Below are 20,833 nucleotides of genomic sequence, written 5' to 3'. Positions count from 1 at the left end.
AATTGAACATCAATTAAGCTAGTCTAAAGTCATTATGTGTTCATCTTTTGTATTTTATTGTTTATCAGTACTTTAAGCTGCTTTATATATGATGTTCAACGTATAAAAATTCTAACAAAAAAAGCCTGAATCAAATTGATACAGGCCTAAATTATATATAGCTAGCTGCATCAACTCAACTTGAGTTAATAATGGCAATAATTATAATGTTGACTATGTATTTCATTTTGTAATTCATAAAAAAAGCCTTCCGAAAAAAGGAAGGCTTAAATTTTTATTTGAATTTTAGATACCATCCTTTTACCGTTGCGAAATAATCACGACGCTAATAATAGAAATGATATTTAATATTTGCTTTTGCATTTGTTAGTTCAAATATTAGAATAATATTTTTAATAACCAAATTCAATTACCGCAGAAAAATATTCGTTTATAAAACCAATAAACTTCTAATTATAGAATATTTTTCTGTTTAATCGCAATTTATATAAAAACCATTTTTTAGTTACCTTATATTATTTACATTTGCCATCAAATTATAAGAGGAAAAATTTGTTCTGATTGCAACCTCATTAAAAAATGCTAAAGCAGTAATCAAGATACTTCTCTAGCGACCAAGCAATCACATTTTTTCTTATTTTATTAAACAAAATAGTGATTTATGGCATATTTATTTACTTCGGAAAGTGTTTCTGAAGGACATCCAGATAAAGTAGCAGACCAAATTAGTGATGCTTTAATTGATAATTTTTTAGCTTTTGATAAAGACTCAAAAGTAGCTTGTGAAACTTTAGTAACCACTGGTCAAGTTGTGTTAGCTGGTGAAGTGAAATCGAACACCTATTTAGACGTTCAAAAAATAGCAAGAGAAACCATTAATAAAATTGGTTATACCAAAAGTGAATATATGTTTGACGGTAATTCCTGTGGTGTATTTTCGGCAATTCATGAGCAATCAGAGGACATTAATAGAGGTGTTGATAGAGAAAACAAAGAAGAACAAGGAGCAGGCGACCAAGGTATGATGTTTGGTTACGCCACTCGTGAAACAGAAAACTATATGCCTTTGGCATTGGATTTAGCTCATTTAATTTTAAAGGAACTTGCTGAATTACGTCGTGAAAATAAGGAGATTACCTATTTACGTCCAGATTCTAAAAGTCAGGTTACTATTGAGTATAACGACGACAATGTACCACAGCGCGTTGAGGCTATTGTAATATCTACACAACATGATGATTTTGATACTGATGAGACAATGCTAGCTAAAATTAGAAAAGATATTGTTGAGATATTAATTCCAAGAGTTATAGCAAAATTACCTAGCGATATACAAGCATTGTTTACAGATGATATTAAATACCACATCAACCCAACAGGAAAGTTTGTGATTGGAGGACCTCATGGCGATACAGGATTAACAGGACGTAAAATTATTGTGGATACTTATGGTGGAAAAGGTGCTCATGGTGGAGGCGCTTTCTCTGGTAAAGATCCAAGTAAGGTAGACAGAAGTGCTGCATATGCAACGCGACATATTGCAAAAAATTTAGTTGCTGCTGGTGTTTGTGACGAAGTACTAGTACAAGTAAGCTACGCTATTGGTGTTGTTGAACCAATGGGGATTTTTGTAGATACTTATGGCACATGCGCTTTTAATATGACTGATGGTGAAATTGCAGAAAAAGTCTCAAAGATTTTCGATATGCGACCTGCTGCTATTGAAGAACGTTTAAAACTACGCAACCCAATGTACAGCGAAACTGCTGCCTATGGACACATGGGACGACCTCATGAGATTGTAACTAAAACCTTTGAACAACCAAATGGCGAACCAATTACTATGGACGTTGAGTTATTTACTTGGGAAAAGTTGGATTATGTGGATAAAGTAAAAACAGAATTCGGACTCTAATTCCTCTTCTCAATAAAAAAATAAAACCTCATAACTTGATTGTTATGAGGTTTTTTATTCTTATCATTATAAGAAAAATGTCTACATTCGTTTATAAAGTATCTTCATAAATATTAAAACTTAATATATTTACACTCTTATATAGTTTTTTATGCTTAAAACAGTAGATGTAACTTTTTCTTATACTAAAGAATCTTCTTTTAATTTTCCTGATATTGAGTTAACCAGCAGTCAATCATTATTAATTCTTGGTAAATCGGGTATTGGCAAGACCACTCTTTTACATTTATTGGCAGGAATTTTAAGTCCGGATAATGGAAATATTTTCATCAACGACACCAATATCACCAGTATTGGTAGTAAAAAATTAGATGCTTTTAGGGGAAGGCATATTGGTATTGTTTTTCAAAATACCATTGCGGTTTCTTCATTAACCGTTTACGAAAACTTACAAGCTAGATTGTATTTTAGTGGAATTTCCAAGCAAAAAGAAGCGATTGAAAACATTTTGAATCAATTAGATTTAGTTTCTGTAAAAAACCAAAAACCTAATACATTAAGTACAGGTCAATTGCAACGTTTAGGGATTGCTTTAGGTGTTATTCATAAACCAGATATTATTCTTGCGGATGAGCCAACTTCAAGTTTAGATGATGAAAATTGTGAATTAGTAATTGATTTATTGAAAAGTCAGGCAAAAAAGTCGAATGCGAATTTGATTATCATTACTCATGATCAACGTATAAAAAATTCATTTACTAACACTATTGTTTTATGAACATTGTAAAGCTTAGTTACAAAAACATTATTGCCAAACCGTTACAAACTTTTTTAACGGTTTTGATACTTTCTTTAAGTATTGGATTACTACTTGGAGTAAAACAACTAAACAAAGTTTTTGAATCTCAATTACAGCAAAGTTTAAATGGAGTTGATATGGTTGTTGGTGCCAAAGGAAGTCCGTTACAATTAGTACTTTCTACTGTTTTACATATTGACAATCCTACTGGGAATTTTCCTTATAATGAAGCAAAAAAGATTGCAGAAAATAAGTACATCGGAAGTGCTATTCCAATTGCAATTGGTGATAATTATAAAGGCTATAAAATTGTTGGTACTTCTGTTGATTATGTCGATCTGAATAAAACAAGTATAGAAGCTGGAGCTATGTTCAATAAAACCTATGAAGTTGTTATTGGCAATGCTGTTTCTAAAAACTTGAACTTAAACATTGGAGATACTTTTTACAGCGGGCACGGAATGATTGAAAATGCTGTTGAAAGTCATGATGATTATCCTCTTAAAGTTGTAGGAATCTTAAAACCTACACAAAATGTTATAGATCGATTGATTTTAACAAATCTAGAAAGTATTTGGCATCTCCATGAGCATGAAGATGAAAATGGCAACCAAGATCACACTCATGACAACGAAGATATAACAGCATTATTAATAAAGTTTAAAAACAAAAGAGGCTTGCTATTCCTACCAAGAAATATTAATGAAAACACTCCATTTCAAGCAGCATTACCAAAATATCAGCTAGATAAGCTTTTTAAATTTACAGCAATAGGCACAAAAGCAATTACATGGATTGCTCTTTCCATTCTATTTGTTTCTGGTATAAGTATGTTTGTTAGTTTATATAGAATGGTAAAAGAAAGAGCCAAAGAATTAGCGTTAATTAGAACCTATGGTGCTAATAGAAACACCTTAATTTTACTTGTGTTTTCTGAAGGTTTATTAGTTGGCGTTTTTAGTTTTTTCTTAGGTGTTTTATTAGCTACTTTTAGTTTACAAACTATAATTTCTTTAATTAAAGACACTTATAAACAACAGATCTATTTATTAGAATACCAAAATGACATCTTAGAATTGTTATTGTTTATATTTGGCATAATTATTATTGCAACATTAATAGCCATTCGTCCAATATTTAAAATGGATATTTCTAAAATTATAAGTCATGAAAGTTAAATCTGTATTGTTTCTTTTTCTTTTTACTTTATTTTACACTACTGCTTTTAGTCAAGAAAAAATAACTTGGAAAGAACTCACTACCGTATATCGCAATGAAATTTTACCTAACAAAAATGACGGTAAAAAATCAACTGTCGTATATCTTCCTAACAAAAATGACGATGAAAAAACATTAACCCTAAAAGATGTTGAAGGAAAACAGATTACTGTTAGAGGCTATTTTTTAGACTTAGGTGCAGATTCTATATGGTACATGCTATCAAGATTTCCTTTTGAAAATTGCTTTTTTTGCACTGGTGTTGGTCCTGAAACGGTTATTGAACTTGCGGATTTTCAAAACGAAAAGTCAAAATTTAAAACCGATGACATTGTTACCGTAACAGGTACCTTATCTGTAGTAAAAGAAGACGATGAATATTTCTATGTTTTAGAAAATTCCTCTGTAGTGTTTTCAGAATCTTAATTAAGCATTTCTTGAGTTAAATTAAAAATAGCTTTTCCCTTTAAAAACATTAAAACAATTTATATTCGAATTGTTTAAAGAAACAAAAAAAAGCCTTCTCGTTATGAGAAGGCTTTATAATTTATGCAAAAGGATTACATGCCACCTTTTCTATTAGGGGATCTTTGAGCCGGCCATTCGCGGCGTTCTCCATTTCCTGGATTAATTGGCATTACCATTTTTTCATTTGAGACTCTTTCTGGATCTTCAGATGCCTTATAAGCTAAAATAGCGGTAAGGATAGCATTATTACGAACATCGTCAAATACTATCTTATCATAAGTATCTCTATTTGTATGCCATGTATAGTTCCAGTAAGACCAGTTTAAAGCACTTAAATTAAATGCAGGTGCTCCAGCAGCTAAAAACGCTGCATGGTCTGTCCCTCCCGAACTTGGTGTTCCAGGAAAGCTGGTTTCTATATGATTGGTAATGCTTCTTGGTACAGCATTTAGCCAACGTCCTAAATAGTCGTATGCATGTAAAAATCCAGATCCTGAAATGTTTACAACACGACCAGTACCATTATCTTGGTTAAATAATGCTTGTACATTTTTTACAATCTCTGGATGATCTTCAACAAAAGCTCTGGAACCATTTAAACCTTGTTCTTCACTTCCCCAATGTCCTACAATAATAGTACGCTTTGGATTAGGGTATATTTTCTTTAAAATACGCATGGCTTCCAACATTACTAAAGTTCCTGTTCCATTATCTGTAGCTCCTTGTCCGCCATCCCAAGAATCAAAATGTGCAGATAGTATAATGTACTCATTAGGTTTTTCACTTCCTTTAATTTCTCCAATAGTATTAAACGTTGGTACTTCACCTAAATCTTTAGATTCTGCAACAATATTAAGTACTGGCTTGTCACCATATTCTGCCATTCTATATACCATTGTATAGTCTTCCAATTCCATATCGACTGTTGGAATCTTTTTTGTTCTTGCACTAAATACTTTATTAACACCAAATCCTCTAGACCAGTTACATGACACAAGACCTGCTGCTCCAGCATCTTCAAGAGCGGCAATAATAGTACGTGTATTATATCCTGTTCTACGAATATTTGCTCTCCATTCTCTAGTCATTGCATCACGACCATCCTTCATTTTTTGAAAAGATTCTTCAGTTGCAAATTCTTCCCAGTTATAATCTGGACGCCCTGTTGGTTGGTTCATTGAGATAAGCACTAATTTTCCTTTAACACTAGGCAACCATGCTTTAAAGGCAGCTTCATCGGCAAAGTTTGGCAATGTAATTGCCTCGGCTGTGACACCTTTACTTCCTGTACTTGGATTCCAGGCTAATTGCGTACCATCTAGTGACTGTACACGAGGCGATACCATATCGATATGCGTAATACCACGCTCCCAACCACGCCATGTACCATATTTTTCTTGTCTTGCTTCTATTCCCCATTTAGCATATTGTTCGATTGCCCATTTACTTGCGTGTTCCATTTGAGGTGTCCCAACTAATCTTGGTCCTACTACATCTAAAAGTTCGTGTGCTAATCGCTCTAGTTGTGAGTTTTCATTAGCTTCTTTAACGATTCCTTCTATAACAGGATCGTCACTTTGAGCATAAATATTACTACTAAATAGTAATGCAAATGCTAACAATAATTTAATTGCGTTTTTCATTTTAAAAATTGATTGGTTGTAAATTCATAAATATAAGATGTCTAATATACAAATATGCCTTAAAAGTATGCGGCTTTAACATAAAGTTTAACAAAAAAAGAGCCTGTAATTTACAAGCTCTTTTAAATACATATGATTAAAGTTCGTATCGTAACCTAAAGGAGACAAACCTAGGTTGTATAAAGTACTCGGTGGCACTCACTACAAAATCCGTAGCACTACTTCGGTTTTGCGCTCTAGTATCTAATAAATTTGTTGCTTTTATTTCGTACTCAAATTTTGCGTCTCGGTCTTTTCTATAAGCTAAGGAAGCATTCCAAAACTCATAGGTATTTATAGTTTTCTCTTCGTCGCTAAAGTTATTATACGAATAATCTGTTCTAAACGTGAACGCTTTTAAAATATAAGCATCCACTTCTATGGAAGGTGCTTTTGTATAATATTTTAAATCGTCTCCTCTACCTTGTTGATTATCTTGAATTGTATATCGATATCCTATTTCTACATTTGGTGCCGTTCTAAAATTAGTTCTTAATTGCGCTCTATAGTTTTGTGTAAAACTTTCATTTACAGAAGGTACATCTTGTACAAGTTGATTGAATTTTGAATAATTAAAACTTCCACTTAAAGTACCTCGAATTTTATTAAACGTTCGTTGCATACGTCCCGAAGCACTTACACTTTCATCTGCAAAGTCTGAATTAATAGGCGAACTAATATTTATAACGCTTCCTGGTTCAAAATTTGACCTATTTCTAATGTTATCAATATTTTTGTTATAACCAATTCTAGCATTTACATTAGTGTAATTAAACATATTAAAACTAAAATAACTTAAGCTAACATTATGTGATAATGCATTTTCCAACTCTGGATTACCAGAAAACAAAGAGTTATAATTGTTTAACACCAAACCTCTAGCAAATTTAGACACATCTGTAAATTGTGTTTGCATACGATAATTAAATACTAATTGTTCACTCTTTTTTAATTGCAAACGCATATTAAAATCTGGGAGCACTCTAAAGAAGCTTTCTGTAGTTTCTGTTCCAAACTGGTCATTTTTTGTACTATATGCATGTGCAGAAACTCCTGGTGTAAAGGTGAAAATACCAGATTTTAAGCGGTAATGAATCCCTAAATACACATCACTAAAACTATAATCTATATTATTGTCGTCTAAGCCTCCATTAATAGTTGGTGTTGGATTAAACCTTGAACCGTTATCTAAAAATTGAAAAATATTAGAGTCAAATTTTTGATTACTCAATATGGTACCTAGAGTGAAATTAATATCGCTTTTGGTATTTAAAATATTCCAATAGTCGAGCTTGGCATCTAATTGATTAGATTTTATGCGTTTATCTTGTCCAATATTATAATCTAATTGCGCACCATCTAAACCTAATTTAACTGCTGTATCATCATAATTACTTTTATCAGCTAAAATAGCATTGTAAAATGGATCTTCATCGCTCAATAAATGTTGTGCTTCAAAGGCGAAAATATTGGTTGCGTCTAGTGTATAATAATAGTTTACATTCTGATTAATACTATAAGGGCTAGAACTTTCTATTTGATTGATATTCCCAATTTGCGAAGACAAAAGTCCTTGGTCTTGCCTTTCTTTTGAAACCTTTCCAAAAATATCATAATCCAATTGATTATTTGTATTTGGCTTGTATTTTGCAGACAACTTCAACATTGCTAAATCACTATTTTGAACCGTGTTGCTTTCTGTTCTTTCATCACGATTACTTGAATCAGGATCTACATATTGTAAATCTCTATTTTCTTGTATTTCAGTCTTGTTATTAGAAAAGATTGCAAACCCACTTAAATCAAGAGCTTTGTTTGGCGCCCAACTAAAATTAGCAGCTCCGAACTTGGTTTCGATATCCTTCGCTCTATTGTTTTGAGTTGATAAAAACCCTAAGTTATTGTTTCCTAAGTTAATATTTGTTCCGCTAGATCTACTAGGACCTCTAAACCCACCTGAGAAATTAAAATAGTCTCTTCTTGTAAAAGCCACTTCACCAAGGTTGTTTAAATCTCCAATAACATTGATACTGTAATTTGGACTATAATAGAACAACTTAGGCTGAAACATGTATAAGCCTCCATTAGGCGAATCACCTCCACCTGCTGTTATATTACCAAACCAGAAATTAGTTTTACCTTCTTTTAGTTTAATATTAATAGCTACATTATCTTGATTGTTAGTAACACCACTTAATTGTCCAATCTCAGCATAATTTTTAAGTACTTGTACTTTATCTACAGCATTAGATGGAATGTTTTGAGTTGCTAATTTAGAATCTCCATCAAAGAACTCTTTACCTTCTACCATAACTTTAGAAACTACTTTACCCTCGACTTCAATTTGCCCATCATCATTAATTTCAACTCCAGGTAAATTTTCAAGTACATCTTCTAGTTTTCTTTCAGTACCTGTTTTAAAGGAATCTGCATTATAAACCAAAGTATCACCTCTTACAGATACAGGCATTTCATAGGTCAACTCTATGGCATCTAATGAATTGTCGGCATATAAAGTAAAGTCCTTATTAAAGGCTTCAGTCTTGGTTTCAATGCTATCTTTGGCAGTTTTCATGCCTATATAACTCACCTGAATCTCATACTTTGAATTCTCTTTTAGACTTAATTTATATCTACCTTGACCATTGGTAATACCGTAAGAATCTAAAATTTTGGTGTCTTGATTGATTGCTATCACATTAGCGAGTTCAAGCGGATTACCAATACTATCTTTTATAACGCCTTCTACTCTCACTTGAGCAAAAGAGGTGCATGCTACTAGCAAAATAATTGCTGTAATTAATTGTTTCATCTAGATGTTTTTAGTTGATTTTTTTGATTAATGATTTTTAGTTTCTTCTACCTCCTCCTGGACGACCTCTACCTCGCATATTCACCATTTCTTCCATCTTTTCCTTAACTATATCGCTATATTCTTTTTGGTTCACTTCTTTTCCTTTAGATGGTCGTTTAATTTCTTCTTTCTCTCCAGGGTTCATCACTATTTTTGAACATAAAATAACTGTTCTTCCTGCACTTACTTCTAGAATTAGTCCTGGAAGTCCCCAATATTCTCCTGGTCCTTGGTTAATTGGAATTTGAGGTGTGTACCATGCAGTAACTATTTGCGTTTTTGGTATTTCTATCTCATCCATTGGGTTATTAGTTTTTGTAGAATCACTCGCTTTAGCTCTATCTGCATTATCTCGACCTCTATCTCTTCTTCTTGCGCTCATAAAATCTGTGTTATCTAATTCTACTACAGCAGTAGCTTTCATTGCCATATACTTCCCAATTTGTTTGGTTTCGGCAGTCATTACCCAATCTAGTTTTTTTAATTCATCGTTAATTAAAAATTGCTTTCCAAAAAACTCTTGTTCTATAAGCAGTTTATTTTCTTTTACATTTTTGTATTGGTCACCTCCAGTCATAGAAAATCCACCAAAACGCATTCCGCCGCCACCTGGAGCTTCTAATTTTTCTTCTTCTTTATAAATAGATTCTTCTTTATTAAAAGTTAGAATAAATGTTTTTTCAAACATGCTTTTCATTCTTTCTTCAATTCGTTTTTTCATATCTGGACTCATTTCTCTTCCGCCAAAGTTCCCCATATCCATGGTTGTTTTAGAGAAATAATATGCTTTTCCTTGAAAATCTTGCTGTCCATAAGAAAAGGTAGTCGCAATTATTACTAAAGCGCTAATTATTAATTTAATAGATTGTGATTTCATCTGTTTTTAAGTCTAAAAGTTTTTGTTAAAAAATACGTTTAACACGTATTTGACTATAAAATTGATGAATAGTTTAATCGAGGTATGTTAATTATTTCAGAAAATTAGCCTCCAATACGAATTTCGACACTGTTTCCGTCTCTTCTTTCACGATTATTTCTAAAACGCTCTCTCATTTCTTTCATCTTCTTTTCCATAATGGCATCGTATTTTTCTTGAGTAATTTTCTTGCCTTTGGTAGGCTCTTTAATCTCTATAGTCTTTTCAGGGTTTAAAACAACTTTTGTACACATTAAAGTTTCGGTGCCATCTGTAACCTCAAGAATTAATCCTGGCAAACCATGATAACTTCTTGGCCCAGAGTTTACAGGTATTTCTGGTGTGTACCAAGCAGTAATGGTGATTTCTTCCATCTTTGGCTCGGCGGCTTCTTCATCAAGATCTTTGTCTCCATTAACGCTTATACCACTTTCACGAACTTCTACCTCTCTTGTTAAGGTTGCTTTGTAGGCTGTATACTCTCCAATGTTTTTTGTTTCACTACCCAATTCCCATTCTAAATCTTCTAATTCATCTTGAATTAAAAACAGCTTGCTGTACGATTCATTTTGATTGGTATAACGCTTTTCTTTTGTGTTTTTATACAACACATCTGAGCCACCTGTTTCAACCATTACCATAACCATTCCTTGAGACTGTGGTGCTTCTAATTTTTCTTCTTCTTTAAAAACAGACTCTTCCTTATTAAAAGTAAGCTTGTATGTTTTTTCAAATTGTTTTTTCATCATATCCATCATGCGTTTATGCATATCGGAATTCATTTGAGAGCTATCTAACTTAATATCCACTTTTCGGTGTGACTTATAAGTAGCTATTCCTTGAAAATCTTGTGCTATGACACTTGAAGATATAAGCACTGTGATGACGACTAATAATTTTGTAAATCTGTTCATTTTATTTTTTGATTAATAATTTGATATTACAAATATGACAAGCAATTTACAATTTTACCGTTAACTAGTGTTAACGTGTGTTAAGTGATTGGTTTAGTAAGCTTTTAACGTTTACTTTTGATTTATGAATGATACTAGATATAGACTAATTCTATACATTATTATTGCTGTAATTATTAGCACCATTGGTATTCAAATATATTGGAACTATAAAAATTATGGCGTAAACAAACAACAATTAGTTAATGATGTACAAGCTAGTTTAGATAATGCTATTGAGACCTATTATGCGAATTTAGCAGAAAAAAGTACTATTGGGTTTGCCATTGAAGCAACATCAGAAGATGATATTTTTGCCAAGGCTGGAAAATTTGATAGTATTTTTGGCGCCATTAAATTCAGTGAAAATAAGTTGCCAAATTTTGATTCTTTAAAAATTAGTGTTGACAAACCTAATGGTATACAGGTTTTTGAAGGATTAAAAGCAGATTCACTTTTAAAAACCATACACAATAACCACAATGATAGTAGTCATGTAAGTAAGAGAATTGAATATATAAGTTTGAATCAAGATAAGCCAGATTCTTTAATTATTAACAACTTTAAAGTTCTTACCTCTAAAGTCATTTTTTCATTATCTCAAGATTCTTTAAGTTTAGCTTCAATAGACACTCTTATAAAGCAAGAAGTTCTCAGAAAAAAATTGAATGTTGATTTTGGCTTGTCATTTATTATTAATGACGAAGAGGGAGAATTGTATAATGAAAAAATTATTGAAGCAGCCTCTTTAAATGCGATTTCAAAATCTACTTTTTTACCAAAAAACAGCACTTTAACCATTCATTTTACCAATTCCACAAAAGAGATACTAAAACGCATACTTACAGGAATTTTACTATCTACATTACTGGTACTAGTTGTAATAAGTTGCTTGTTCTATTTGCTTAAAATTATAAAACACCAAAAACAAATAGCCGAAGTTAAAAACGATTTTATTAGCAACATCACACATGAGTTTAAAACTCCAATAGCCACTATTGGTGTTGCGCTAGAAAGTATTAAAAATTTTAATGTTATAAATGATAAAGAAAAAACCAAAACATACATAGATATGTCTAACAATCAATTAACAAAATTGAATGTTATGGTCGAAAAACTTCTTGAAACAGCATCGCTTGATAGCGAAAATTTAGAATTAAAAAAGGAACAAAGTAATGTTACTCATTTAATTCAAACCCTTATAAGCAAGCATGCGTTAGAATTAAAAGAAAAATCTATATCGTTTGATGATTCAGAAAAAGAGTTTTTTGCCAACATAGATGGCTTTCATTTTGAAAATGCCATAAATAACGTAATCGATAATGCCCTAAAATATGGTGGAAAAAACATAAAGGTAAGTCTGAAACAAAACACCATTGGTTTTACTGTAACTATTTCTGATGATGGAAAAACGTTAACCGAAGGGAATAAGGATAGGATTTTTGAAAAATTTTATCGCATCCCAAAAGGGAATACCCACGACATAAAAGGTTTTGGAATTGGATTGTATTACGCAAAAAAAATTATAGAAAAGCATGATGGTGCCGTCCATTTAAACTTAGATAATCAATGGACAACATTTAAAATTTCGGTTCCAAATGGATAGATCAAAAAACACCATATTACTAGCCGAAGACGAACCTGCTTTGGGGCAAATAATTAAGGAAAGTTTAGAAACCAGAAACTTTAACGTACTTCTTTGTGAAAATGGTGAAAAAGCCTATCAGGCTTATAAACAAAGCAGTCCAGAATTATTGGTGCTTGATGTGATGATGCCAAAAAAAGATGGGTTCACTTTGGCAAAAGAAATTCGTTTGGAAGACGATGCTATTCCAATACTTTTTTTAACTGCAAAATCCCAAACTGAGGATGTTGTTGAAGGCTTTAATATTGGAGGCAATGATTATTTAAAAAAGCCATTTAGCATTGAGGAGCTTATTGCTAGAATTAATAATTTGCTAAATAGAACGCAACTACAAAAAACAGCTGATATTTTAGAAATTGGAGCGTATACGTTTAACTTTCCAAAACAACACATCACGTTTAAAAACTCCGAAAAAGTACAACTCACTCATAGGGAAGCACATTTATTGTATCATTTGATAAAACATAAAAACCAAGTCTTAGACCGTTCGTTAATTTTAAATAAACTTTGGGGAACCGACGATTTCTTTTCAGCCCGAAGCATGGATGTTTTTATAACCAAGCTTCGTAAAAAATTAAAACAAGATGAGAGTATTCAAATTGTAAATGTTCGTGGTTTTGGTTATAAACTAATTTGCTAAAAAATGGTTTGATTTTTGTACTTTTCAATTCTGTTATGAATTACGCTAAGTACATATTTATTATTCTTTCTTTTTCGTTGTTTGCTCAAGAAAAAATTCCTGTAAAGCAGATAGCCAAGTATAATTTTGAAGGTGAAAATATTATCCAGATAGATAAGTTTGGAACACAATATAGCTTTAGTGATAACACATTTTACTCAAAAGGCACAAAAGGAAACTTTGAGTATAGCAATTTACAGTTAGGGGACATTACATCTGTAAATGCTTTTAATCCTTTAAAGATTAATCTTTTTTATAAAGATTTTAATACTATTGTAATTCTCGACAATCGATTAGCAGAGATAAAAAAGATAGATTTTAATTTGCTTACACCTTTCCGGATTGTTACAAAAATCTCTTCAGCCAATGACAATGCCATTTGGCTTTTTAATGACAACACACAGCAATTAGAACTTTTTGATTTCATCAATAATAAAACAAAACATACAACACTTCCAATAGACGGAAATGTGTTAGATTTAAAAAGCAACTATAACTTTTGTTGGCTTTTAACCGACACTTTTATTTATACTTATAATTATTTTGGAAGCCTTATCTCAAAACAACCAAATAATGGCTTTGAGCAATTAGCCGAAACCAACGGCAGTTTAGTTTTAAAATCTAATAACAGTCTGTTTATATTACCTAAAGATAGTGGTAAAATGACTGAGTTGGATTTACCAAAATTGTTAATAAAACGGTTTTTTGTAACCAATGAAACCTTGTATATTTACGACGGTGAAATGCTTCATCAATACCAACTAATAAACGAATAAAATATGCACGTTGCAGTAGCAGGAAATATTGGCGCAGGAAAAACTACACTCACAAAATTACTCGCAAAACATTATAAATGGGAAGCTCAATTAGAAGATGTCGTTGACAACCCTTACTTGGATGATTTCTATAATCAAATGGAGCGTTGGAGCTTTAACCTTCAAGTATATTTTTTAAATAGTCGTTTTCGTCAAGTTTTACAAATTCACCAAAGTGGGAAAGAAATTATCCAGGATAGAACCATTTATGAAGATGCACACATTTTTGCACCTAACCTACATGCAATGGGATTAATGACCAATCGTGATTTTGAAAACTATTCATCATTATTTCAGCTTATGGAATCTTTAGTAAAAGGTCCAGATTTATTAATCTATTTAAGAAGCTCAATTCCAAATTTAGTGAGTCAAATTCATAAGCGAGGTCGCGATTACGAAAACTCCATTAGTATTGATTATTTAAGTAGACTTAACGAACGTTACGAAGCATGGATTCATGGTTATGACAAAGGTAAATTACTTATTATTGATGTTGATAATCTAGACTTTGTAGATAATCCTGAAGATTTAGGAAGCATCTTAAACACTATCGACGCCGAAATTCACGGTTTATTTTAAGAAAATAGTTACTCATTTTTAAGGTTAGATTTATTACTTTAGTCACTCAAACTAAAGTTTATATAAATTTCCAACCAACAATTATGAGAAAGTTCACATTCTTGCTTATATGTATTTTAAGCACAACTTTCATTTTTGCTCAAGATGAAAGTCAAACGCCAATCCCTAATTATAGATTAGCCGCAAAATATTCACCAAACAACCTTGGTAAATTAGTACACTCTACCACAGTGCGTCCTAATTGGTTAAAAACTGGCAATCGTTTTTGGTATCAATACAAAACCACCGAAGGGTCTAACTACTACATTGTAGATCCAGATAAGCGTACTAGAACTAAACTATTCGATAATGCTAAAATGGCTAAGTGGTTAACCGAAATCACAAAAGATCCATATGATGCACAACACTTACCACGTTTTGATTTTGAATTCGTTAAAAATGAAACAGCTATTCGTTTTAGAGTAACCTCAACTGAAGAAGTTGAGGCTAAAGACGACGAAAAAGAAGAAAAAGAAGAAACCGAACAAGACTCTACAAAAGCTAAAAAGGCCAAAAAGAAAAAACCTAAAATGGAAAAAAAGGTGTATTATCTTGAATATCGTCTTGGAGGAAATGGTTTAACTATCATTGACAATTCTAAAGATGACGAAAAACGTATACGTTGGGCAAATGTGGCACCAGATAGCTCTATTGTATTATTCTCCAAAAAACACAACTTATATTGGATGGATAAAGAAAACTTCCTTAAAGCCATAGAGGATGAAAAAGACTCAACCATTGTTGAGCATCAATGGACAACTGATGGTATTGAACATTTTAGCTATGGAGGTGGTGGAAGAGGCCAAACCAATGTTGAAAAAGAAAAAACTAAAGATCACAGAAAAGGTATTTTTGGTTTATGGTCGCATGATTCTAAGAAATTTGTTACACAGCGTTCAGATTCAAGAGAAATAAAAGATTTATGGGTAATTAACAACGCTTCAAAAGGTCGTCCAACTCTCGAAACCTATAAATACCACATGGCTGGAGAACAAGAATTTGCTAAGCCTTATGTTCATATTTTTGATATTCCAACAAAAGGAATGACAGAAATTAAATTAGATACTACTGCACAACAAAGTGTTGGGTTATACTCTCATAGATACAAGAAAAATGACGACAGCAAACATAAACCTGCTTTATTACTTTCTAAAAAAGGAAAAGTATACTTCAATACTACTAGTAGAGATCGTAAACGATTTGACGTGCATGTTGCAGATATTAATACTGGAGAAGCAACTACTTTAATAGAAGAACACTTTAATACATACATAGAAAGTAGAGGAAAGAGTATTAGATTATTTAATAATGAATCTGAAATTTTATTCTGGTCTGAAAGAGATGGTTGGGGTCATTATTATTTATACGATGCAAACGGAAACTTAAAGCGTCAAGTTACGAGTGGTGAATTTCATGTAGATACTTTCCAAGGGATTAATGAAAGTGAACGTACAGTTTATTTTACAGCTAATGGTGTCGATAAAAACATAGATCCTTATTATGCCCATTTATATAAAATCAACTTAAATGGATCTGGTTTTAAAAGTTTAAATCCAGGCGACTTCAATAGTGGTGTGGACGTATCTGATTCTAATAAATATTTTGTAAGTAATTTTTCTAGAGTAAATACAGTCCCAAAATCTGAGTTAAGAAGCAGCACTGGAGGCTTAGTTATGAAATTAGAAGAAGCTGATTTATCTCAGCTAATGGCAACTGGTTATAAGTTCCCTGAACCTTTTAAAGCTAAAGCAGATGATGGCATCACAGATATTTATGGCGTAATATATAAACCTTTCGATTTTGATGAAAACAAAAAATATCCATTAATCCAATATGTATATCCAGGACCTCAAACTGAAGCTGTAAATAAATCATTTTCAGCTCGAATGGATAGGGTTGATCGTTTAGCTCAAGTAGGGTTTATTGTGGTTACTTTAGGTAACAGAGGTGGTCATCCTGCGCGTTCTAAATGGTACCACACTTACGGTTACAATAATTTAAGAGATTATGGTTTAGCAGATAAGAAATATGTTGCTGAGCAATTAGCTGATAGACACTCCTTTATAGATATTGAAAAGGTAGGCATCTTTGGTCACTCAGGAGGTGGATTTATGAGTACTGCTGCCATGTTAGTATATCCAGATTTCTTTAAAGTTGCGGTGTCGTCTTCTGGGAATCATGATAATACAGTATATAATAGCTGGTGGAGTGAAACGCACCATGGTATAAAAGAAGAAAAAGATGCTGACGGTAAGATTAGCTACAAATATATGATCGATAAAAATCAATCCTTAGCGGCAAATTTAAAAGGTCATTTAATGCTAACCACAGGTGATATTGATAATAATGTACATCCAGCTGGAACCATTAGAATGGCAAATGCCTTAATAAAAGCTAACAAGCGTTTTGACTTTTTCCTTTTCCCAACCCAACGTCATGGCTATGGAAATATGAGTCAATATTTTTTCTGGATGTGGGCTGACTATTTCAGCGAACACTTATTAGGTGTTGGTCCAAATGAAATAGATATGACTGAGATGAATAGGGAAACACCAAAAAATGATTAAGCTGAGTTCTTAAATAATATAAAAAACCACGCATATAGCGTGGTTTTTTATTTAATCTTTTAAGCTAATTGGTACCTTACTAGATTCAAAATCCAGTTTTAATAATTGCGCAACGGTACTAGCAATTTGATTAGAATATAATTGTTCACCTTGAGTAATTTCGCCTAAAGGCTTTACTCCTGCTCCAAATGCAATAAGCCAAACCTCATCTGCACCATCTACACTTGAACCATGGCCTCTCCAGGTTTCAATTGGTTGTGTTCCACGTCCATGATCTGTAGTAATGATAAAGGTTGTTTTATCTTTATAAATAGCATCATTTTGAGTATACTCCCATAGTTCTTTAATAAATCCGTCAGTCGTATTTGCCGATTTTAGATAAGCATCATAATTTCCATCATGAGCAAAATCATCTGTTTCACCATAAGAAATATATACCAAACTTGGATGTTCTTTTTTTAGATATTCTAAAGCAAAATGATGTGTAAACACATCTAATCTAACAGTACTCCACGGACTAGGTGTTGCTTCTTGTAACTTATTTAAATAGGCTTCGTTACTAGTTAAATCTCCTTCAGCTAAATCAAAACCTGCATTTACAGGCACTCCACTACGCTCTTCGTTTATTATATATGGAAACACATCCCAACTTGCAAAAGCACCAACTTTACCTTTGTAACGTTCATCTGCATTAGCTATCTCCAAAATAGTTCTATTTGGATTTGGTATTTTGTCATTACTTTGTATTCTATCATCATCAGCATCCCCAGAGAGAATTTCATTATACCCTGGATAAGAAAACCAATAGGAATTGGTAAGATTAACATGACTACCCAACATTCTATTACCATATATTTGACCTAATTCAGGAACAGTCTCCCAAATAAAAGGCAACAATGCTTTACGTCTTTCTTGAGGTGTGCCTTTCCAGAAAAGCTTCCTTAATCCAGAAGAATCACTAGAAAAATCTTTATTGGTCATCAAATCTTCATCTATTCCTGAAAACAATTCCTGCCATCTAAATCCGTCTAATGTAATCAAGATGACGTGCTGTTCATTAGTGTTGCTAATTTCTTGATCCGTTGTTGATTTACAACTTATAAGAACTATTAAGAGTAATAAAAAAAATCTTTTCATTTTGACGATTTTAGAATGTACCTCAAATTTATAAATAAAAAACCACGCTAATTGCGTGGTTTTTTATTTAATATGAAGTTTGAAGTATTAGCTTTTCTCTTCTTCTACTTCTTCGATAACTTTTTTAATCATCTTCTTTTTCCCTTCTACCTTTTGCCCAACATCTTCAAGCGCATCTAACTTTGCTTTAACTTCTTCTAAAGTACCTTCATATACTTTATCTTCAGTTGTTGTTTTGCCATCTTTAGTAGCGGTAGTTGTTACAGTTGCTTTAGCAGTACCATCGTCATTCTTTTCGATGTTTACTTTTACTATTTTTTCAGCTTCTTCAGTTAACATTGCCATATCTCCTTTAACAACGTGTTTTTTACCATCTTCATCAATCCAAACTTTTTCATTTGCTTCAACAGCATAAGCACTGTCTCCAGTTAAAGCAATACTTGGTGCAATAACTAATGCTACTACAGACATTAACTTTAATAAGATATTTAATGATGGTCCTGATGTATCCTTAAACGGATCTCCAACAGTATCACCAACAACAGCAGCTTTATGAGCCTCTGTTCCTTTTCTACCTTCTTCTTCAATAGTTTTCTTAGCGTTATCCCAAGCACCTCCAGCATTCGATTGGAAGATTGCCATAAGTACTCCACAAGTTGTTACACCTGCTAGAAGACCTCCTAACATTTCTGCTCCTCCAATAAATCCAACAGCAACAGGAACAACAATTGCCAATAGACCTGGCAACACCATTTCTTTAATTGACGCTTTCGTAGAAATATCAATACATTTTCCGTAATCCGCAACGCCATCTGCATCATCAAATATTTTTCTATCTGCGTCAGATGCTTTAGACATATCACTATCATACTTACGCATTACTTCTAAAGCTGCTTTTAATTGAGGAATATCTCTAAACTGACGTCTAACTTCTTCAATCATTGCCATAGCTGCTCTACCAACTGCATTCATAGACAAAGCAGAAAATACAAATGGCAACATACCACCAACTAATAATCCTGCCATAATATTTGGTTTAGATACATCAATTGCAGTTACACCTGCTGTCTGCATAAAAGCGGCAAATAATGCTAACGCTGTTAATGCTGCCGAAGCAATGGCGAATCCTTTACCTACTGCTGCAGTTGTATTACCAACAGCATCCAATTTATCTGTACGCTCACGTACTTCACTTGGTAATTCTGCCATTTCAGCAATACCACCAGCATTATCACAAATTGGTCCGTAAGCATCTACAGCTAACTGAATACCTGTGTTTGCTAACATCCCTACAGCTGCAATTGCAATACCATATAACCCTGCGTAATGATGAGATACAATAATAGCAGCAGCGATTAAAATAATAGGAATTGCTGTAGACATCATACCTACACCTAAACCAGCAATAATATTTGTAGCAGATCCAGTTTCAGATTGCCTTACAATAGACATTACAGGTTTTTTACCTGTAGCTGTATAATACTCTGTTATTTTTCCAACCGCCAAACCAGCTATTAAACCAGCAATCACAGCAAAAAACACACCTATAGATGTGTACTCAACGCCATTTAAGTTAAACGTTTCTGGAATAAATTCTTGAATTAAAAAGTAAGTTGCAACAGCCATTAATCCTGCTGAACCAAATTCACCAATATTTAATGCTGTTTGTGGATTTCCACCATCTTTTACTTTTACAAAAAATGTTCCTATAATTGACATTATAATTCCTACAGCTCCAAGAACCAATGGTAAATATACCGCTCCTAAACCATCAAAATTAGGAGTTATAATAATAGCTCCTAATACCATTGTACCTATAATAGATCCTACATACGATTCAAATAAGTCGGCTCCCATTCCAGCTACATCTCCAACATTATCTCCAACATTATCTGCAATAGTTGCAGGGTTTAAAGGGTGATCTTCTGGAATACCAGCTTCAACCTTACCAACTAAATCTGCTCCAACATCGGCTGCTTTAGTATAAATACCTCCACCAACACGTGCAAATAATGCAATAGATGATGCTCCTAAAGAAAATCCAGAAAGTACGTTTAGTACCATTGGAATATTGTCTGCTCCTGGCCACATCATTTGATATGCCATAAATAAGCCACTTAAACCTAAAATACCTAAACCTACAACACCTAATCCCATTACAGAACCCCCAGCAAAAGCAACTTCTAGTGCTTTCCCTAATGATGTTCTTGCCGCTTGTGTGGTTCTAACATTTGCTTTGGTAGCGACTTTCATTCCAATAAATCCAGCCAACGCTGAACAAATAGCTCCAACTATAAACGATACTGCTACCATCCAGTTTGAACCTTCTTCGCTGTTTCCTTTAAAAAACAATAGGATTGCTACTGCAACCACAAAAATTGCTAGAACTTTGTATTCGGCTTTTAAAAATGCCATTGCACCGTCTGCAATATTTTTGGCTATACGTGCCATTTTTGCATCACCAACGTCTTGTTTTGAAACCCAGCCACTTTTTATAAAAACAAAAATCAAGGCCAAAACACCAAATGCAGGTAATAATTTTACTAATAATTCCATATGTTAGTTGT

At 32.8% G+C, this 20,833-nt stretch carries 15 protein-coding genes; 9 read left to right on the top strand and 6 right to left on the bottom strand.

Annotated features, from left to right (window positions below; all coding sequences use genetic code 11):
- The first annotated feature begins 661 nt into the window (after nt 1-661).
- From metK to HB672_RS04780, 4 genes are all read left to right on the top strand, one after another.
- Complete coding sequence (metK, locus tag HB672_RS04795) at nt 662-1,915, top strand: methionine adenosyltransferase (protein ID WP_167608589.1); 1,254 nt, start codon at nt 662-664, stop codon at nt 1,913-1,915.
- A gap of 151 nt (nt 1,916-2,066) precedes the next feature.
- On the top strand, nt 2,067-2,693 hold the full coding sequence (locus tag HB672_RS04790) for an ATP-binding cassette domain-containing protein (RefSeq protein ID WP_167608585.1): 627 nt from the start codon (nt 2,067-2,069) through the stop codon (nt 2,691-2,693).
- On the top strand, nt 2,690-3,892 hold the full coding sequence (locus tag HB672_RS04785) for an FtsX-like permease family protein (protein WP_167608582.1): 1,203 nt from the start codon (nt 2,690-2,692) through the stop codon (nt 3,890-3,892). The genes HB672_RS04790 and HB672_RS04785 overlap by 4 nt, the downstream gene beginning before the upstream one ends.
- Complete coding sequence (locus tag HB672_RS04780; RefSeq protein ID WP_167608578.1) at nt 3,882-4,358, top strand: hypothetical protein; 477 nt, start codon at nt 3,882-3,884, stop codon at nt 4,356-4,358. Before HB672_RS04785 ends, HB672_RS04780 begins: the two co-directional genes overlap by 11 nt.
- A gap of 134 nt (nt 4,359-4,492) precedes the next feature.
- On the opposite strand, the gene HB672_RS04775 is transcribed toward HB672_RS04780, so the two are convergent.
- The 4 genes from HB672_RS04775 to HB672_RS04760 form a co-directional block, all read right to left on the bottom strand.
- Nucleotides 4,493-6,043: a M20/M25/M40 family metallo-hydrolase gene (locus HB672_RS04775; RefSeq protein WP_167608574.1), complete on the bottom strand. Its 1,551-nt coding sequence runs from the start codon at nt 6,041-6,043 to the stop codon at nt 4,493-4,495.
- Between the two features lie 136 nt (nt 6,044-6,179).
- Complete coding sequence (locus tag HB672_RS04770) at nt 6,180-8,894, bottom strand: TonB-dependent receptor (protein ID WP_167608571.1); 2,715 nt, start codon at nt 8,892-8,894, stop codon at nt 6,180-6,182.
- A gap of 37 nt (nt 8,895-8,931) precedes the next feature.
- The gene (locus HB672_RS04765) at nt 8,932-9,813 is read right to left on the bottom strand and encodes a GLPGLI family protein (RefSeq protein WP_167608568.1); all 882 of its coding nucleotides are present in this window, start codon (nt 9,811-9,813) and stop codon (nt 8,932-8,934) included.
- Nucleotides 9,814-9,917: 104 nt separating this feature from the next.
- Nucleotides 9,918-10,766, bottom strand: a complete 849-nt coding sequence (locus tag HB672_RS04760; protein ID WP_167608566.1) for a GLPGLI family protein — start codon at nt 10,764-10,766, stop codon at nt 9,918-9,920.
- 124 nt (nt 10,767-10,890) lie between these two features.
- Here HB672_RS04760 and HB672_RS04755 point away from each other — a divergent pair, with 124 nt between their 5' ends.
- The 5 genes from HB672_RS04755 to HB672_RS04735 all read left to right on the top strand — a co-directional run bounded on the left by HB672_RS04755 (nt 10,891) and on the right by HB672_RS04735 (nt 17,129).
- Nucleotides 10,891-12,411, top strand: a complete 1,521-nt coding sequence (locus HB672_RS04755) for a HAMP domain-containing sensor histidine kinase (RefSeq protein ID WP_167608563.1) — start codon at nt 10,891-10,893, stop codon at nt 12,409-12,411.
- Nucleotides 12,404-13,090, top strand: a complete 687-nt coding sequence (locus HB672_RS04750) for a response regulator transcription factor (protein ID WP_167608560.1) — start codon at nt 12,404-12,406, stop codon at nt 13,088-13,090. The genes HB672_RS04755 and HB672_RS04750 overlap by 8 nt, the downstream gene beginning before the upstream one ends.
- 35 nt (nt 13,091-13,125) lie before the next feature.
- Nucleotides 13,126-13,905, top strand: coding sequence for a hypothetical protein (locus tag HB672_RS04745; protein WP_167608557.1), 780 nt, complete (start codon nt 13,126-13,128; stop codon nt 13,903-13,905).
- A gap of 3 nt (nt 13,906-13,908) precedes the next feature.
- Nucleotides 13,909-14,523 carry a deoxynucleoside kinase gene (locus tag HB672_RS04740; RefSeq protein ID WP_167608554.1) on the top strand — a complete coding sequence of 205 codons (615 nt, stop codon included), beginning with the start codon at nt 13,909-13,911 and terminating at the stop codon, nt 14,521-14,523.
- An 83-nt stretch (nt 14,524-14,606) separates the two neighbouring features.
- A complete protein-coding gene (locus HB672_RS04735) occupies nt 14,607-17,129 on the top strand; it encodes a DPP IV N-terminal domain-containing protein (protein WP_167608551.1) in 2,523 nt (840 codons plus the stop codon).
- A 51-nt stretch (nt 17,130-17,180) separates the two neighbouring features.
- Here HB672_RS04735 and HB672_RS04730 read toward each other — a convergent pair whose 3' ends face one another.
- Entirely contained in the window at nt 17,181-18,266 is a 1,086-nt protein-coding gene (locus HB672_RS04730; protein WP_167608548.1) for an alkaline phosphatase family protein, read from the bottom strand.
- A gap of 87 nt (nt 18,267-18,353) precedes the next feature.
- Nucleotides 18,354-20,822 carry a sodium-translocating pyrophosphatase gene (locus HB672_RS04725; RefSeq protein ID WP_167608545.1) on the bottom strand — a complete coding sequence of 823 codons (2,469 nt, stop codon included), beginning with the start codon at nt 20,820-20,822 and terminating at the stop codon, nt 18,354-18,356.
- Between the last annotated feature and the right edge of the window lie 11 nt (nt 20,823-20,833).

Origin of the sequence: Gaetbulibacter sp. S0825, from assembly GCF_011777505.1 — a bacterium.
In the GTDB taxonomy this organism is placed as follows: domain Bacteria; phylum Bacteroidota; class Bacteroidia; order Flavobacteriales; family Flavobacteriaceae; genus Pontimicrobium.
Note: the sequence above shows the minus strand (reverse complement) of the source record. Positions and strands in the feature narration are given on the sequence as shown.

Excerpts from the sequence above, each read along its gene's own strand:
- HB672_RS04735 (WP_167608551.1), top strand. The coding sequence starts at position 14,607 with ATGAGAAAGTTCACATTCTTGCTTATATGTATTTTAAGCACAACTTTC.
- HB672_RS04775 (WP_167608574.1), bottom strand. The coding sequence starts at position 6,043 with ATGAAAAACGCAATTAAATTATTGTTAGCATTTGCATTACTATTTAGT.
- HB672_RS04725 (WP_167608545.1), bottom strand. The coding sequence starts at position 20,822 with ATGGAATTATTAGTAAAATTATTACCTGCATTTGGTGTTTTGGCCTTG.
- HB672_RS04780 (WP_167608578.1), top strand. The coding sequence starts at position 3,882 with ATGAAAGTTAAATCTGTATTGTTTCTTTTTCTTTTTACTTTATTTTAC.
- HB672_RS04770 (WP_167608571.1), bottom strand. The coding sequence starts at position 8,894 with ATGAAACAATTAATTACAGCAATTATTTTGCTAGTAGCATGCACCTCT.
- HB672_RS04750 (WP_167608560.1), top strand. The coding sequence starts at position 12,404 with ATGGATAGATCAAAAAACACCATATTACTAGCCGAAGACGAACCTGCT.
- HB672_RS04740 (WP_167608554.1), top strand. The coding sequence starts at position 13,909 with ATGCACGTTGCAGTAGCAGGAAATATTGGCGCAGGAAAAACTACACTC.
- HB672_RS04745 (WP_167608557.1), top strand. The coding sequence starts at position 13,126 with ATGAATTACGCTAAGTACATATTTATTATTCTTTCTTTTTCGTTGTTT.
- HB672_RS04790 (WP_167608585.1), top strand. The coding sequence starts at position 2,067 with ATGCTTAAAACAGTAGATGTAACTTTTTCTTATACTAAAGAATCTTCT.
- HB672_RS04765 (WP_167608568.1), bottom strand. The coding sequence starts at position 9,813 with ATGAAATCACAATCTATTAAATTAATAATTAGCGCTTTAGTAATAATT.
- metK (WP_167608589.1), top strand. The coding sequence starts at position 662 with ATGGCATATTTATTTACTTCGGAAAGTGTTTCTGAAGGACATCCAGAT.
- HB672_RS04730 (WP_167608548.1), bottom strand. The coding sequence starts at position 18,266 with ATGAAAAGATTTTTTTTATTACTCTTAATAGTTCTTATAAGTTGTAAA.
- HB672_RS04760 (WP_167608566.1), bottom strand. The coding sequence starts at position 10,766 with ATGAACAGATTTACAAAATTATTAGTCGTCATCACAGTGCTTATATCT.
- HB672_RS04755 (WP_167608563.1), top strand. The coding sequence starts at position 10,891 with ATGAATGATACTAGATATAGACTAATTCTATACATTATTATTGCTGTA.
- HB672_RS04785 (WP_167608582.1), top strand. The coding sequence starts at position 2,690 with ATGAACATTGTAAAGCTTAGTTACAAAAACATTATTGCCAAACCGTTA.